Source organism: Achromobacter sp. UBA2119, from assembly GCF_002331005.1.
Taxonomy (GTDB): Bacteria; Pseudomonadota; Gammaproteobacteria; order Burkholderiales; family Burkholderiaceae_B; genus Achromobacter; species Achromobacter animicus.
Genome location: NZ_DCYD01000019.1, coordinates 314625 through 329611 on the forward strand (window position 1 = coordinate 314625; position 14987 = coordinate 329611).

At 62.9% G+C, this 14987-nt stretch carries 16 protein-coding genes; 8 read left to right on the top strand and 8 right to left on the bottom strand.

The window, feature by feature from the left end; genetic code table 11:
- Positions 1-55 precede the first annotated feature (55 nt).
- The 3 genes from B3098_RS24955 to B3098_RS24965 all read left to right on the top strand — a co-directional run bounded on the left by B3098_RS24955 (position 56) and on the right by B3098_RS24965 (position 1886).
- Positions 56-538, top strand: coding sequence for a nucleoside deaminase (locus B3098_RS24955; RefSeq protein ID WP_286899690.1), 483 nt, complete (start codon positions 56-58; stop codon positions 536-538).
- Between the two features lie 195 nt (positions 539-733).
- Positions 734-1381 (top strand): hypothetical protein, encoded by a 648-nt coding sequence (locus tag B3098_RS24960; RefSeq protein ID WP_175121157.1) that lies wholly within the window; start codon positions 734-736, stop codon positions 1379-1381.
- 22 nt (positions 1382-1403) lie between these two features.
- Positions 1404-1886 (top strand): hypothetical protein, encoded by a 483-nt coding sequence (locus B3098_RS24965; protein ID WP_175136193.1) that lies wholly within the window; start codon positions 1404-1406, stop codon positions 1884-1886.
- Positions 1887-1902: 16 nt separating this feature from the next.
- On the opposite strand, the gene B3098_RS24970 is transcribed toward B3098_RS24965, so the two are convergent.
- A complete protein-coding gene (locus tag B3098_RS24970; RefSeq protein WP_286899693.1) occupies positions 1903-2514 on the bottom strand; it encodes a cysteine hydrolase family protein in 612 nt (203 codons plus the stop codon).
- A 169-nt stretch (positions 2515-2683) separates the two neighbouring features.
- On the opposite strand from B3098_RS24970, the gene B3098_RS24975 reads away from it, so the two are divergent.
- On the top strand, positions 2684-3664 hold the full coding sequence (locus tag B3098_RS24975) for a GlxA family transcriptional regulator (protein WP_286899694.1): 981 nt from the start codon (positions 2684-2686) through the stop codon (positions 3662-3664).
- A gap of 201 nt (positions 3665-3865) precedes the next feature.
- Here B3098_RS24975 and B3098_RS24980 read toward each other — a convergent pair whose 3' ends face one another.
- A complete protein-coding gene (locus tag B3098_RS24980; protein ID WP_286899695.1) occupies positions 3866-4204 on the bottom strand; it encodes a hypothetical protein in 339 nt (112 codons plus the stop codon).
- A gap of 269 nt (positions 4205-4473) precedes the next feature.
- Between B3098_RS24980 and B3098_RS24985 the strand changes: the two genes are divergently transcribed.
- Both B3098_RS24985 and B3098_RS24990 read left to right on the top strand, forming a co-directional pair.
- Positions 4474-5760: a hypothetical protein gene (locus B3098_RS24985; protein ID WP_286899696.1), complete on the top strand. Its 1287-nt coding sequence runs from the start codon at positions 4474-4476 to the stop codon at positions 5758-5760.
- A 123-nt stretch (positions 5761-5883) separates the two neighbouring features.
- Positions 5884-7185 (top strand): UDP-N-acetylglucosamine 1-carboxyvinyltransferase, encoded by a 1302-nt coding sequence (locus B3098_RS24990; protein ID WP_286899697.1) that lies wholly within the window; start codon positions 5884-5886, stop codon positions 7183-7185.
- 192 nt (positions 7186-7377) lie between these two features.
- Here the strand turns inward: B3098_RS24990 and B3098_RS24995 are convergent, their stop codons facing one another.
- On the bottom strand, positions 7378-7815 hold the full coding sequence (locus tag B3098_RS24995) for a cupin domain-containing protein (RefSeq protein WP_286899699.1): 438 nt from the start codon (positions 7813-7815) through the stop codon (positions 7378-7380).
- Positions 7816-7911: 96 nt separating this feature from the next.
- Here B3098_RS24995 and B3098_RS25000 point away from each other — a divergent pair, with 96 nt between their 5' ends.
- On the top strand, positions 7912-8376 hold the full coding sequence (locus tag B3098_RS25000) for a MarR family winged helix-turn-helix transcriptional regulator (protein WP_286899701.1): 465 nt from the start codon (positions 7912-7914) through the stop codon (positions 8374-8376).
- Between the two features lie 146 nt (positions 8377-8522).
- Positions 8523-9107, top strand: a complete 585-nt coding sequence (locus B3098_RS25005; RefSeq protein ID WP_286899702.1) for a YceI family protein — start codon at positions 8523-8525, stop codon at positions 9105-9107.
- 61 nt (positions 9108-9168) lie between these two features.
- On the opposite strand, the gene B3098_RS25010 is transcribed toward B3098_RS25005, so the two are convergent.
- The 5 genes from B3098_RS25010 to B3098_RS25030 all read right to left on the bottom strand — a co-directional run bounded on the left by B3098_RS25010 (position 9169) and on the right by B3098_RS25030 (position 14889).
- The gene (locus B3098_RS25010) at positions 9169-10464 is read right to left on the bottom strand and encodes an alpha/beta fold hydrolase (RefSeq protein WP_286899704.1); all 1296 of its coding nucleotides are present in this window, start codon (positions 10462-10464) and stop codon (positions 9169-9171) included.
- Positions 10465-10488: 24 nt separating this feature from the next.
- Positions 10489-11478, bottom strand: a complete 990-nt coding sequence (locus tag B3098_RS25015) for a Bug family tripartite tricarboxylate transporter substrate binding protein (RefSeq protein ID WP_175136183.1) — start codon at positions 11476-11478, stop codon at positions 10489-10491.
- A 327-nt stretch (positions 11479-11805) separates the two neighbouring features.
- Positions 11806-12363 (bottom strand): DUF1415 domain-containing protein, encoded by a 558-nt coding sequence (locus B3098_RS25020; protein ID WP_175121149.1) that lies wholly within the window; start codon positions 12361-12363, stop codon positions 11806-11808.
- 69 nt (positions 12364-12432) lie between these two features.
- Positions 12433-13905: a M20 family metallopeptidase gene (locus tag B3098_RS25025; protein ID WP_286899706.1), complete on the bottom strand. Its 1473-nt coding sequence runs from the start codon at positions 13903-13905 to the stop codon at positions 12433-12435.
- A gap of 66 nt (positions 13906-13971) precedes the next feature.
- The gene (locus B3098_RS25030; RefSeq protein ID WP_286899707.1) at positions 13972-14889 is read right to left on the bottom strand and encodes a LysR family transcriptional regulator; all 918 of its coding nucleotides are present in this window, start codon (positions 14887-14889) and stop codon (positions 13972-13974) included.
- Between the last annotated feature and the right edge of the window lie 98 nt (positions 14890-14987).

The window sequence follows — 14987 nt, forward strand, 5'->3', positions numbered from 1 at the left end:
ACTGCGCCGGCGCGGGAGGTCCGCGCCGGCCTCGATTTTGGCAAGGAGATCACGCGTGATTACCGAAGAGGACAAGAAGCACCTGGCACGCTGCGTCGAGCTGGCCCGACAGGCGCTCGATGCGGGCGACCAGCCGTTTGGATCGGTGCTGGTGTCGGGCGACGGGCGGGTGCTGTTTGAAGACCACAACCACGTCTCCAGCGGCGACCGTACGCGGCATCCGGAATTCGAGATTGCCCGCTGGACCGCCAACAATGTGCCGCAAGCCGAGCGTGCGGCCTGCACGGTGTACACGTCCGGCGAGCACTGTTCGATGTGTTCCGCGGCGCACGGCTGGGTGGGACTTGGCCGGATCGTCTACGCCGTGTCGTCGGCCCAGTACGCCGAATGGATGCGCGGTTGGGGCGTGCCACCGTCGGCCGTGCGGCCACTGCCCATCTCCGAAGTGGTCGACGGCATCCAGGCTGAAGGGCCCGTGCCGGAGTTCGTCGAACAGGTCCGCGCACTGCATGAAGAAAATGTGCGGCGCAGGGCGTAAACACCTTCAGATCACGGCAGGGTGAAGCATTCTGTTTTCCGCCTAACGAATAGATACAGCTACGGTAAACCCCGCAATTATTTGCGCGCACGGGCGTGATAAGTTGGCGCCCGTGCCGTAATCGGGGTCAGGGTCGATGACCGGGCCCCATCAAGACGAAAGACGGCGCATCCCTCTCCTCTCTTGATACAGACCATGCAAACTCACGTTGCCCGCGCCTCGGGAATCAAACGCAAGTCCGGAACGCTGCTTCTCGCGCTGGGCCTGGCCTTCGTCTCTGCCGCCGCCTTCGCGCAGAAGGATCCTGGCGCAGCCATCCTCCCCCCGCGCGCCAATTCGGGCAACCAGGCGCCGGCCCCGCAGCAGGCTCCGGCTCAACAGGCCCCGATGCAGCAGGCGCCCGCGCAACGCGCGCCCGCTCAACAAGCGCCCGCACAGCAGGCGCCGGCCGGCGGCGCCCTGGCGCCCGTGCAAAAAACCCAGATCAACGACCAGGCCGCCTACGAACGGCTCCTGAACAACAGCGGCGTCACGCTGCAATGGCTGTGGTCCGCCAAGCGCGGCAAGATGAACGCGATCGACGACAACGACGTGGTGCGCCTGGAAGGCACGCAGGCCAACCATGAAGGCACCTTGAAGGTCAAAGGCGAGGTCGTCTCCATTGGCCGCGACAGCTTCGTGCTGCGCGGCACCATCTTGATCCTGGACGCGCCGGACAAGGGCCGCCGCTGCGAACGCACGGGCGATTACGAGTTCAAGGCGACCGGCAAGCGCAAGTACTGGCGCCTGCAGCAGATGGAAGCGTGCGGCGGCCTGACCGATTACGTCGACATCTACTACTGACCTTTCAGAAGCGACCCGCCCCATGCCACCCACCGCGATCAAATGGCTCGTCAGCATCGTCTTCGGATTGTTGATCGGTAGCGCCAGCTTTGGCATCACCAATCCGCTGTTGTTGGCGGTGTTCGGCGTATATCCGAGCGCGGGGGCAGGTGCTGACCCACTGGATTCGGCTTTGCTGGATCGGGTCGCAATGGCCAGCGTGGTTCTTTATGTCCTGGTCGCCGTCGTCTCGGCCGTGGCGTTGGCGCGCATTGCCAACCTGCGCCGTCTGTTCGGCTGGGGATGCGCAACGCTGGGCGTGATGTTGCTGCTGACCGCCGCGATTGCCATGCTGCAGATCGATCCCGCGATGCACACCGGCGGCGGCCCCGGCGCGCGGGATGCCAACACGGCGCTGTTCTTCACCCTGTTGATCTTTGGCCTGCCGTACATCGGCGGCGGTCTGGTGCTGACGATCGGCGGCGCGGTGCTGATTCGCAAGAATCGGGATAAGCCGGCCGCCTGAACGCGCCAGATACGGCTTAAACCACCGGCAGCTTCAACACCTGCTCGGTCGTCAGCACATCCCCGAACGTGTCGTCGATGCTGGCCAGCGCCGCGCGATGCAGACTTTGGTGATCCACGACGCTGCCGTCGGCCCGATCCAGATCCCGGGTTGCGCAGGCGTCCTCGGCCACGATGACGTCATAGCCCAGGGGCACGGCGTCGCGCGCGGCGCCCGCGACGCAGGCATGCGTCATCAAGCCAGTGATCACCAGCGTTTTGACGCCCGCATCCTTGAGCTGCTTGTCCAGGTCCGTGGACGGAAAGGCGCTGACCGTCGATTTGCGCAAGATCTTGTGATTGGGCGCGGGTTTCACGTCCGCATGAAATTCGCCCGTCGGGCTTTGGTCCGCGAACACCGGGCTGCCGGCCGGCGTGACGTGCTGAATATGAAACACGGGAATCTGCGCTTCGTCGGCATGCGCGATCAGGCGCTGTGCGTTATCCAGGGCGGCCTTGCCGTCCGGAATCTGCAGCTTTCCGTTGAAGTACTCATTCTGGAAGTCGATCACCAGCAAGGCGGTGCTGGCGGCTTTCAGGGAGGCCGGGGCGGTTGCGCCGGCAAGGGTGCGGATGGTGGGGTGGCTCATGGTGGTCCTCGGCAAGGTGGAAATCGGGCGGCTCGCCGATGGCGGGCCGGGGTGGGCATGCAGCGCCCAGGACCTCAGTGTCCCGCCAGAACGCATGCCGCGATAGTGGCCCGTTGGACAACAGTTGCTAGAATCGGGCCAACCTGCTCGCTCTCATCTGGCCCAAAAGATGCATACCGTCGCCATCGTCGCATTTGAAGACATCAGCACTTTTCACCTGTCCGTTCCCTGCATGGTGTTTGGGGATGACCTTGCCAGACTGGGCGTGCCGCGTTACCGGCTGGTGATCTGCGGCGAACGCGCCGGGATGGTGATGACGATGTCCGGATTCCGCATCGAGATCGAACACGATCTGCGCGCGCTGGAGCAGGCGGACACGATCATCATGCCGGCCTGGCGCGACCCGGACGAATCGGCCCCGCCCGCGTTGCTGCACGCCCTGCGGACGGCGCACGCGCGAGGGGCCCGCATCGCCGGTCTGTGCCTCGGCACGTTCGTGCTCGCGCAAGCCGGCCTGCTGGACGGGCGCACTGCCGCCACCCACTGGGCATGGAGCGACGACTTTTTGCGCCGGCATCCCGATGTCACGCTGGACCGCAAGTCGCTGTACATCGATGACGGCGACATCCTGACGTCGGCGGGCACCGCTGCCGCAATCGACTGCTGCCTGCACCTGCTGCGCTGCGATCACGGCGCGGAGATCGCAAACCGCGTCGCGCGCCGCATGGTCGTGGCGCCCCATCGGGATGGCGGACAAGCCCAATACATCGAACAGCCCCTGCCCGGCTGGCAGGATTCAGACAGACTTGGCCCGACGCTGGACTGGGCGCTGGAAAACCTGTGCAAGCCGCTGACGCTGGACCTGCTGGCCAGCAAGGCCGGCATGAGCCGCCGGAATTTCACGCGGCGCTTCAAGGCCAAGACCGGTGCGACCGTGGCCCAATGGCTGCTGAACCATCGGCTGGCTTCGGCCCAACGATTGCTCGAAACCAGTAGCAAGACCGTGGATCTGATCGCCGAAACGGTGGGATTCGGCTCGCCAGCGTCCTTCCGCCAGAACTTCGCCGCAGCCTTTGAGATCTCGCCGTCGGGCTACAGACGTCAGTTCAACGCAGTTTCAAAGCGCGTTGCAAACCAATTGCCAAACTAGACACTTAACCGGTTGACGCTATACAGCAAATCATTGGGACCCCATGGAACGCCCGCCTCGCGAACGTCGCGGGCGTCGTGACGCTTGATGCGACCGGTCCCACCGACATGCAGAAATCGGCTGTCAGGATTTAGCTTCGTTCTTTCGGCGGGCGCACGCACGAAATAGGCCGCCTACATCCGCGTTCGGTTACACAGACGCCTATTCGCGATGGTAGGCAAGCGAAAGCATCCGGATGGGCACGTCGAAATCAGCGCCGTCTGCGTCGATGAGCGCTAACGAGGAAAAGGCTTGGCGTGCCGGTTGGTTCAGGCGTTTGAAGCGCGGATCAGGCCGCATAGGGAATAGACGTTCCTGCATCTGTTGAGGAATAGCGCCAGCATACTTGCAGCGTATGACGTCTGAGGATTCGGTTGCGGCAGCAGCTTCGATAAGCCTAGTCGCCGTGACGTGACCGTGAATGCGGTTAATGCCTGATATCCAGCAAATCAATAAAGATGTTTTGGAACCCTGCAATTTCACCGACTGAAACGATGCCAAGTCTCAAAGACAGACCACCGCGCAGGGCAATTTCTGCTGAATCGAACTGAGTCCGATCGGTATGGACGCGGCCTCGCCAGAATGTGCCACGATTCACAAAATTACGTGACGGTCAGCCTCAAAAATAGCTAGTCATCCAGCGCTATTGCGCGATGACGGGGGGCACGGTGTACTTTCTACGACGCGTTCATTCCCGGTCCGCTCAGCAACAACACCCCCTGATCCGCTAGCGGAATTTGTCATGAGTGGAATAAGCCAAAGGCGACTACATGAACAAAAGCTCTTGCTTGCGACTTGTGGCTCTAGCTCTGGTTTTAGCCTTGCTGCCGCCTGCACTTGCTGGCTGCCTGAATCGCCGCCTTTCGGCGGATCCGAAACACGAATGTGAGTATATGGCAGGGAAAATGAAGGTAAAGGGACCCGATGGAAGGCTTATCGATGCACATTACGACCCTGAAACTATATCCCGCCCTTCAGAAGATCAGATAAAACTCGTGGAGTTTACAGATGAAGGCGAATTGGTCGACAGATGCCAATGGAGCGACGTACTGTACGAAATACGAGGTGCATCAGAAGACAAAGATCCTACTTCCATTCCTACGTTCGTTCTAATCTACATACATGGCTGGAAGCATGATGCTTCAGTTGACGATGAGGATTTGGCTTCCTTCCGCACCATGGTTGAAACATTGCGGCGGAACATTCGAGAAACAACAAATGTGATCGGCCTCTTCGTAGCGTGGCCCGGTCTGTCGGGGTTTACTACGTTAGATCAAAACCTTACCTTCTGGAGCAGGAAAGGAGCTGCCGACCGAGTGAGCATCGGTGGCCACTTATCCAAACTGTTAAGCTCAATAAACAGCGTTCGTTGCCAAAGAAATAATTCCAATGATCTTGTAATTGCAATTGGCCACAGCTTTGGGGCAAGAATTCTATTTTCAGCTACGTCACCAATTCTGCTTAACGAAATGCAAATGAGTCATCCCGGACGACGAGGCGGAAAATTTGCACCTTTTTCTGGAGTGGCCGATCTGACCGTACTCTTGAATCCAGCTTTTGAAGCGTCCCGCTATTCCGCGATAAATAGCAGCCGCCGATGGCAAGAGCAGTTTGACAAAAACCAGCAACCAGTATTGCTAAGCGTTTCCACATCGAATGATTTGGCGACAAAAACGGCCTTCCCCTTGGGCCAGATGCTGGGATCACGCTGGCATTCACGAGAGCGCGAAACCATCGGCAACTACTCGGACTTCGTCACACATTCTCTTCGCCCATCAAAACTAGAACATGTGACGAACTTGGAACCCAAGTGGTGGTATGACGCCTTCTGTCACAGCGATATCTGCCTGACTAGAAATCTAAGAGACGCCGACCAAGGGAATCCATTTGTGGTTGCGCAAACGGATAAATCTGTTGTGGATGGCCACAATGGCATTTGGGGCCCGCATTTCAATCAGTGGTTGACGGCATTCATATTAAGAACGAGGCAAGGGTTGATGGATAAAAACGTGGGACATGGAATCTGTACCAGATCACCTCCGGCAATTAGGAAATAAGGCTGGCGATGCCAATTGGGGGTGACCTGCAAATCTTGAAACCTTTGGGGCACCTGGGCTCCGCTCAACGCCAGTACAATCCCCGCGCTCTCCCCTATTTCTTTCCCGGCAGTCCCCATCCCCATGTCCAACCTCATCGTCCACGGCGGCACGCCTTTGCGCGGCCGCGTCGTCCCTTCGGCCAACAAGAACGCGGTGCTGCCGATCCTGTGCGCCACGCTGCTGACCGATCAGCCGTTGACACTGCATGGGGTGCCGGACATCACCGATGTGCGCAAGATCCTGGACATCTTCCGCACGCTGGGCAGCGACGTCCGGCTGGACGATGCGACGCGCACGCTGGCGCTGCATCACAAGAACACGGTCTTCGATGCGGCGAACCACCGGCTGCCCGAGGAGATGCGTTCGTCGATCATGCTGGTGCCGCCGCTGCTGGCGCGCTTTGGCGTGGCGCGGCTGGAGGACAACGTCAAGGGATGCACGCTGGGGGTGCGCGAGATCGATCCCCACGTGGACATCTTCCGGTCGTTTGGCGGCCAGGTGGAACGCGCCAGCGGGTCGCTGCTGGTGCGGGCGAGCGGTCCGCTCAAGCCCACGCATCATTGGCTGGACTATGCGTCCGTGACCACGACCGAGAACTTCGTGTTGTGCGCGGCCGCGGCTGAAGGCGAGTCGTCGTTGACCAATGCGGCGTCCGAGCCGCACGTGCAGGAGTTCTGCCGGTTCATGGCGATGATGGGCGCCGATATCGACGGCATCGGCACGTCGCGGCTGGTGGTGCGCGGCGGCAAGCGTCTGGGCGGCGGCGAGTTCACGTTTGAAGAAGATTTCCACGAGATCACGACCTTCCTCGCGCTGGGCGCGATCACGGGTGGCGACGTGGTGGTGCGCAATCGCACGCCGGGCAATTTTCCGCTGATCGACCGCACGTTCGCCAAGTTCGGCGTGCGAATCAAGCACAAGGACGGCTGGTCCCGCGCACTGCGCGATGGGCCGCTGAAGGTGCAGACGCCGTTCACGAGCAACGTGCTGACCAAGGTCGAGGCGGCGCCCTGGCCTTACTTTCCGGTGGACCTGTTGCCGATCTTCATTGCGCTGGGCGTGTGCGCCGAGGGCAATGCGATGTTCTGGAACAAGGTCTATGACGGCGCGCTGGGCTGGACGGGCGAACTGTCCAAATTTGGTGCGCACGTGTTCTCGTCGGACCCGCATCGCGTGGTGACGTTTGGCGGCAATCCGCTGACGCCGGGCGTGGTCGAAAGCCCCTACATCATCCGCGTGGCGATCGCGCTGTTCATGGTGGCCAGCAGCATCAAGGGACGGTCGGAGATTCGCAACGCCACGCCGATCCGACGCGCCCATCCGAGCTTTGTCGAGAATCTGCGCAGCCTGGGCGTGCAGGTCGAGTGGGCGAACGACGAGTAAGCCGAGGATTCATCAGCCGAAGCTGAATCGACTGAGCCGATAGCGACCGAAACTGAAGCAATCGAAGCTGAAGCGATCGAAGTCGAATCAACCGAAATAAGGGCGTCCTGGCGACGCCCTTTTTGCGCGCTCACTGGCCGCCTTCGGATGCGGGCGATGCGGCCCGGAACGCTGCGCCGATCACGCGCGCGGTCAACCTGCCGCCGCCGCCACAGCAGGCGCCGATGCCGGCGCCGGCGCGATCGGCGTCAGGCCGAACCGCTTCATCGTCTCCATCATCCGGGCCTTGTCCGGCGGCCCGCCGCCGTTGATCAGCGCCGCCATCTCGCGGAAGTAATCCGCGCTGATTTCCGGCGTGTTGATCACCAGCGCCTTGGCCATGACCGCGTGCGGGTTGCTGAACGCATGGGCCACACCGGTCGGCGTGGTCATCGAATCGCCAGGACGAAGGTCGCGCGTTTCTGCGCCGACGGTAAAGCGCAGCGTGCCTTCAAGCACGTAGATCAATTCCTCGTTGTCGTGGCTGTGCGGCGGCGGCACGTTCGAGCCCGGCGGCACACACAATTCAAACGCCCCCATGCGGTTGCCCCGCCCGCTTGGCTGGAGATAGCGGATTTCCAGTTGGCCCACGCGGATCACTTCTTCTGCATCGAATGCTTGCGCTACGTTCATGGCATACTCCCGTGTAAAGTTACTTTACGTGCCAGTGTACAAATTTTTTACGCCATGTCCAGCAGAAAAAATAGCGCCGCATCCGAACCGCAAACCGGCCTGCCGATGATCGGTTCCTTGCTGCGGCTGCCGCGCGAGCACGTGGTCGCGCGCATGTTGTCTGCCGTCAACGAGCAGGGATTCGACGTGTCGTTGACCGAACTCGGCGTCTTCATGTATCCCGGTCCGCACGGACGGCGGCCGATCGAGCTGGCCCGCCAATGCAATATGTCGCGCCAGGCGATGAACTACGTGCTGGCGGAACTGGAGCGGCGCGGCTATCTGCTGCGCCGGCCGGGCGCCGCGTCGAATTCGACAGAGCTGCAGCTCACGGATAAGGGCCAGCAGATGTACGTGCTGATGCGCAGTTGCGTGAGCGATGTCGAACAGGAATGGAAAGACCACCTGGGAGAACAGCGCTTCAACGCGCTGCGCGAGACCTTGCAGGATCTGTCTGCGTGGCTTGGCAAGGTGGATTGATGCCATGGAACGATGCGTCACAAAGCGCTGCGGATTTTTGATTTAAGCCGCACTGCTGACACGGAACTGAATGTTATTGTCTTGTCTTTCCGGCACGCAGGCGGCCCGTCGCCGGCGTGCTTGAACGCCATCCACAAGGAGCCGCAATGAAGTTGATCCCGTCCCTGTTGCTGGGCGCAAGTGCGCTGTCGATGACCTTTGCCGCGACCGCCGCGCCGGTCACCTATGACCTTGATCCCTCGCACACGTACCCCAGCTTCGAGGCCGATCACTTCGGCGGGTTGTCGACGTGGCGCGGCAAGTTCAATAAGTCCAGCGGCGTGGTCGTGCTGGATCGCGCGGCGCGCACCGGTACGTTGGAAGTCACCGTGGACATCAAGTCGGTGGACTTCGGCCACGACGAGATGAACCAGCACGCAGTCGCGCCTGATATCTTCGATGCCGACAAATATCCCACCGCCACGTTCAAGGGCAAGTTCACCAAGTTCGACGGCGACAAACCGGAAGAAGCCACGGGCGACCTGACGCTGCGCGGCGTCACGCGCCAGGTGAAGCTTGATATCGACGACTTCAAGTGCATCGATCACCCGATGGTCAAGCGCGAGGTCTGCGGCGCCGACGTCTCCACGGAATTCAGCCGCAAGGACTTTGGCATGAATTTCGGGTTGGACATGGGCTTCAAGCCGGAGGTGAAGCTGAAGATCCAGGTCGAGGCCATCCGCCAGCAGTGATGCTGACATGGCAAAGTTAAGGACCGGCACTGCCGGTCCTTTTTGTTGCGCTCGGGATGTCCTACGCTTGCCCAGCCCGAGCCTGCGCCAGGAAATCCAGCACCGCCCGGTACGATCCTTCGTTCCCCGCAGCATTGGCTGACGGCGTGCCGCCCGCATCCAGCAGCAGTCCGGACATCGCGTGCGGCTTGTTGATCAGCGTGGCGGGCAGGCAGGGATAGTGGACATGGTGGCCCGCCCCGGCGCAGACGTAGTGGTTCGTGGGCAGATCAAACGCCTGACGTTGGCGCACCACCATTTCGGAATACGCGGTGCTGGGCCAGAAGCCGTCGTCCGACGCGCTCACCAGCATGACGGGACCGGGATAGTTTTCGACGGGAATGCGCGCGCGCTCGAAGGCCGATGCATCGCGCGTGGCGCTCAGGAATGCCAGGGTCTGGCGATACGGCGGCTCGGAGGCATAGGCGGCGTTCCAGTCGGCCGTGGCGTTGTCTTGCCACAGGTGCGGCAAGGGCTCGCCATGCCGGGTCCAGACCTGGGCATCGCGGCCCGTGCCCGGCGCGCCTGCGCTGACCACGCCGTGCATCACCGGCGACGGCACGTACGCGACGACCGCGCTGACCAGGTCGGGGAAATGCGAGGCAACAAGCAACGATGTCTCGCCGCCCCGGCTGATGCCCGACACCGCCACGAAGCCGTCGCGCGGCTGCAGCGATTTGCGGATCCATTTCAGCGCGGCTTCGAAGTATTCCAGCGGCATGTCGTTCAAGTACTTCGGACGGCCGTCGTAGTTGAAGATCGCCAACGCCAGGCATTGATAGCCGCGAGCGGCAAACAGTGCGGCGCGGGGCGCGTTGACGCCACCCGACGAGCCGTTCATGTAGACCACGACGGGATGCGGGCCGGGTCCGGCCGGCACGAATAGTTCGCCGGACAGCGACATGCCGTCCACCTCTTCGCGCACGGACCGGTGCGTGACACCGTCCGCCAGGAAGTCCTGCACCAAAGTGGCCTCGGCCGACAGCGCGCCATTCGTGGCGTGAAGGTGCACGGTCAGCGCATCGGTGCTGTCGGGCGGAAACACCACGCGGTCCATGTCCTGGCACACCATGGACCAGACGATGCCCATGGCCGACGGCTCGGCGTACGAGCCGGACACCGGGCTATCGCGCCGCAAGTCCAGGCGTCCGTCGTGGCCGGCCACGAACACGGCCTCCGAGCGCCACGCCGCGCCGCACATTTGCATGCTGGCCGTGACGGTAATGAAGGCATAAGCCGGAAAGCCTTCGATGCGGATGTCGCGCTCGACGTCGATCAGCGCGCGTTCGGGCGTTACGGTGATACGGGGCTGTGTCACTGTCGTCTCCTTGCCGTCGCGGCCTTATGCCTTCAGGTCGGTCTTGGGCACGCCGTTGGCCTTGATGACCTGCGCCCACATGGCGGATTCGTCGGCGATGACTTTATCCAGATCTGCGGACGACGTGAACTCCACGGCCACGCCCTGCTCCGCGAATTGCTGGACCAGGCTGGGATCGCGCGTGCCTTCGCGCACGGCGTGCTCCAGCGTCTTCACGACGTCGGCGGGCATGGCGGCGGGGCCGGAGATCATCATGCGGGTGTAGAGCTCGAAGTCGTCGACGCCCGCTTCCTTCATCGTCGGCACATCGGGCAGGCTGGACAGCCGTTTGTCCGCAGTGACGGCCAGCACCTTCAGCTTGCCGGACTTGATGTTGGGCAGCGCCGAGGTCGGAAAGTCGAACGTGCTTTGCACGGTGCCCGCCATCAGGTCCAGCAGCGCCGGACCGCTGCCCTTGTAGGGCACGTCCTGGAATTGCGTCCCGGTCTTCGACTGGAAATGCAGCAGCGCCAGATGATTGATGACGCCGCGGCCGGCATGCGCGCAGGTGATGTCGTTGGGCTTCTTCTTGGCCAGGTCAATGAACTCCTGCACGGTGTTCACGCCCAGGTCGGGATGCACGATCAGCAGCATGGGCGATTTGCCCATGGATCCCAATTGCTTGAAGTCCGATGGCTGGTACGGCAGATTGTTGTAGAGCAAGGGGTTGAGAATCATGCCGTTGGTGCCGGCAAAGCCCAGCGTGTAGCCGTCGGGCTCGGCCCGCGCCACCGCGACGGTGGCGATGATGGCCTGCCCGCCGGGGCGGTTTTCAACGACGACGTTCTGCTTGAGGGTCTTGCCCATGCGGTCGGCCAGCGCGCGCGCGGCAATGTCGGTCAGCCCGCCGGGCGCAAAGCCCACCAGCAGACGCACGGGACGCGTCGGAAAGGCGTTCTGCTGGGCCCAGGCCGGGCGCGAGATCAACGGCAAGGCGGCAAGCGCGCCCAGGGCATGACGGCGGGTGAATCGCATACGGCTCTCCAGACAAAGGCAAAGGCCAACGCGCGGCCGACGGGGGCCGCGAGGCAAGACAATGAAAAGGGGAAGGACGTACAGGCCGCCGCCGATCGGCGACGGTCACAATGATCGTATGTTGTATGCAATACAACCGACGGGCTATCTAGGGATATCCCGGTACCAGCCTGGCTGATGGACGCGATACGGGGCCCGATGCGGGACCCGATGCCGAACCCGATGCGGGGACTTGATGTGGGCCGAGTCGCGGCCCGATCAAGGCCCGATCAAGGCCCAATCAAGGCCCAATCAAGGCCCGATCAAGGCCCGATCAAGGCCCGCCGATCAGGCCTTCGTCATCAGCTTTTTCCACCCTTCCAGCCCGAGCTTGTTCATCGTGTCGATGTTCTTCTCGTAGATCTCGGCGGCATCCGGGAACGACTCCACCGCGCGGTCGATGCTGTCTTCGCGCAGCAGATGCAGGATGGGATACGGCGAGCGGTTGGTGTAGTTCTCGATGTCGTCCGGTTGCGTGTCGGCGAACTGGAATTGCGGGTGGAAGGTGGCCACCTGCAACTCACCCACCAGACGCATGCGCTTGAGCAGACGATCGGACAGGTCTTCAAAGTCGTTGAACTCCATGAAGTCGTCCAGCGCGTCGGGGATGATGAGCAGCGTGGTGTCGATCTTGTCGGGATCGGTTTCAGCCAGCAGCGCCAGCTCGTCCTGCAGGTCGGTCAGCACGCCCTCGGCGTCGGTGGCGTCGCTGACGGCAAAGCGGATCTGGTCCTTGACCTGCACCGCCTTGGCGAAGGGACAGAGGTTCAGGCCGATCACCGCCTGGTTCAGCCAGTGGCGGGTTTCTGCGACCACATTGGCGTAGGCGTCGGAAGTGGAAATCATGGAATCAGTCCTGGAAATAGAAAGAGCGCAAGGCCGAAGGCCCCGCGCTCTGCGTGGCACGCGTGCAGGTCAAGCGGCCGGCATGGCGGCCATGGTCTGAGCCACGGCGGCGGTCAGCTTCTTGCCGTACGGCACGTGCAGGAATTCGTTGGGGCCGTGCGCGTTGGACTTGGGACCCAGCACGCCGCACACCGTGAACTGCGCCTGCGGGAAGCCCTTTTGCAGGATGCTCATCAGCGGAATCGTGCCGCCCTGGCCGATGTAGCCGCAGGGTGCGCCGTAGTACTGCTGCGAAGCGGCGTCCAGGGCCTGCGTCAGCCACGGCACGGTGGCGGGCGCATTCCAGCCGGTGGCGGCGCCTTCGTTGGCCTTGAAGATGACCTTGGCGTTATAGGGCGCGTCGGCTTCGAGCAGTTCCTTGATTTCCTGCGAGGCGGCCACCGCGTCCACCAGCGGCGGCAGGCGCAGCGACAGCTTGAAGGCGGTGCGCGGGCGCAGCACGTTGCCCGCGCTGGACAGCGGCGGCAGGCCTTCGGCGCCGGTCACCGACAGCGTGGGGCGCCACGTGCGGTTCAGCAGCGCCTGTTCGGGTTCAGTGGTCATGGGCAGCACGAAGCCGCCGTCGGCGCCGCAGCTCCAGGGGAAACGGCGCCACACTTCGTCGCCCAGGATGCGCGCGGTGGCGCTGACCTGTTCGATACGCTCGGCAGGGATCTCGCAATGCAGGCTTTGCGGCAGCAGGCGGCCGGTGCCGCTGTCTTCCAGGCGGTCCAGCAGGTGACGCAGGATGCGGAACGACGACGGCACGACGCCGCTGGAATCGCCCGAGTGCACGCCTTCGTCCAGGACCTGGACTTCCAGCGTGCCGGACACCATGCCGCGCAGCGACGTGGTCATCCAGAGCTGGTCGTAGTTGCCGGCGCCGGAATCCAGGCACACCACCAGGGCCACGTTGCCCAGGCGATCGCGCAGCGCGTCGACGTACGGCAGCAGGTCGTAGCTGCCGGATTCTTCACAGGTCTCGACGATGCCGACGCAGCGCGGACGCGGGATGCCTTGCTTGTCCAGCGCCATGATGGCGGTCAGCGAAGCGTACACGGCGTAGCCGTCGTCGGCGCCGCCGCGGCCGTAGAGCTTGCCGTCTTCGTACTTGGGCGTCCACGGGCCGAGTCCGGCGCGCCAGCCCGAGAATTCAGGTTGCTTGTCCAGGTGGCCGTAGAGCAACACGGTGTCGCCGTTGTCGCTGCGGGTGGCGGGCGCGTCAAAGAAGATGACGGGCGTGCGGCCCGGCAGGCGCACCACTTCCAGCTTCAGGCCGGACACTTTTTGCGCTTCGACCCACTGCGCCGCATCGCGCACCACGCGCTCGATGAACGCGTTCTTTTCCCAGTCGGCGTCAAAGGCCGGGCTCTTGGCGGGAATGGCGATGTAGTCGGTCAGCGCGGGGATGATCTCGTTGTCCCACTTGTCGTCCACGAAGTCCTGGAGGGCTTTTGGATCAAGGGTGGGCGGCAATGCGTCTTCGGGGATGCGTGCGTTCATGGCGCTGGCTTCCTGTGTGCGGGAAAGGGGCAAACCGCTATTTTATGCCTGCGCGGGCAAACGGCGTTATTTGGCTGCGTATGCCTCGATGCGGCTCCACACCTCGCGGGCCAACGGCTTGGTGTTGCCGACCGACTGGTACAGCCGGATTTCCATATGGATGTCGTTGCGGGCGCCATCGGCACGGACCAGCCGGCCGTCGCGCAGGTCGGGTTCGACTAGCGTGTGCGGCAGCCAGGCCAGACCGAAGCCCTGGCGCGCCATGGCGTGCAGCGCGTCGGCCAGGTCGGACTCGTAGGTGGTGTGCAGTAGCGGCACCTCGCACAGGCCGCGCAGTTTGTCGTGCAGGATGCGGCCCAGCGACATGCTGTCGGCGTAGGCCAGGAAAGGCACAGGCGGGTCGGACGCCAGTTTGGGCACCGCGAACCGGGGGTGACGGCCGCCGGGCGCCACGGGCGCGCTCACGGCCACCAGCTTGTCGGCGCCCACGCGCCGGCAACGGTAATTGGGATTGTCGATCTTGGCGTACAGCGGCTCGTGGGCATGGCACAAGAGGAAATCGACCTCGCCATCCCCCAGCATATCCACGCCGTAATTCAGCGTCGTGGTGATCACCTTCAATTGAAACGCGGGCAGGCTGCGCTGCACGCCGGCCATCAGCCCCGGCAACACCGAGTGCGCCAGCGTCTTGCCTGATGCGATGGAGATCTTGCGGGCGCGTTCCTGTTCGGGCTTCTGCAGCGCTTCGCGCGTCTCGTGCAGGATGTCCAGCACGTCGATGGCGGCGGCCAGCACGCTACGGCCGGCGGCGTTCAGCGTGGACACCTGGTGGCCGCGTTCGACCAGCGGCACACCCGCCCAATCCTCAAGCGCCTTGATGCGGCGCCCGAACGCCGGGTGCGTCACGTTGCGCGACTCCGCGGCCTGAAACAGGTTGCGCGACTTCGACAGCGCGACGAAGTCTTCCAGCCATTTGATGTCCATGCGTCTTCTCCTGCCCCGCCCCATGTCTGTCCGGGGCTGGATGCGTGTTGGCCAGCGGCTCATCGGCTGTGCCTGTTCGGCACAACCAGTGCGCATTT

Bases quoted from the DNA above. Each gene is read 5' to 3' on its own strand.
- B3098_RS24965 (WP_175136193.1), top strand. From the start codon at position 1,404: ATGCCACCCACCGCGATCAAATGGCTCGTCAGCATCGTCTTCGGATTG.
- B3098_RS25005 (WP_286899702.1), top strand. From the start codon at position 8,523: ATGAAGTTGATCCCGTCCCTGTTGCTGGGCGCAAGTGCGCTGTCGATG.
- B3098_RS24960 (WP_175121157.1), top strand. From the start codon at position 734: ATGCAAACTCACGTTGCCCGCGCCTCGGGAATCAAACGCAAGTCCGGA.
- B3098_RS25000 (WP_286899701.1), top strand. From the start codon at position 7,912: ATGTCCAGCAGAAAAAATAGCGCCGCATCCGAACCGCAAACCGGCCTG.
- B3098_RS25025 (WP_286899706.1), bottom strand. From the start codon at position 13,905: ATGAACGCACGCATCCCCGAAGACGCATTGCCGCCCACCCTTGATCCA.
- B3098_RS25020 (WP_175121149.1), bottom strand. From the start codon at position 12,363: ATGATTTCCACTTCCGACGCCTACGCCAATGTGGTCGCAGAAACCCGC.
- B3098_RS25015 (WP_175136183.1), bottom strand. From the start codon at position 11,478: ATGCGATTCACCCGCCGTCATGCCCTGGGCGCGCTTGCCGCCTTGCCG.
- B3098_RS24975 (WP_286899694.1), top strand. From the start codon at position 2,684: ATGCATACCGTCGCCATCGTCGCATTTGAAGACATCAGCACTTTTCAC.
- B3098_RS24990 (WP_286899697.1), top strand. From the start codon at position 5,884: ATGTCCAACCTCATCGTCCACGGCGGCACGCCTTTGCGCGGCCGCGTC.
- B3098_RS25030 (WP_286899707.1), bottom strand. From the start codon at position 14,889: ATGGACATCAAATGGCTGGAAGACTTCGTCGCGCTGTCGAAGTCGCGC.
- B3098_RS24985 (WP_286899696.1), top strand. From the start codon at position 4,474: ATGAACAAAAGCTCTTGCTTGCGACTTGTGGCTCTAGCTCTGGTTTTA.
- B3098_RS24970 (WP_286899693.1), bottom strand. From the start codon at position 2,514: ATGAGCCACCCCACCATCCGCACCCTTGCCGGCGCAACCGCCCCGGCC.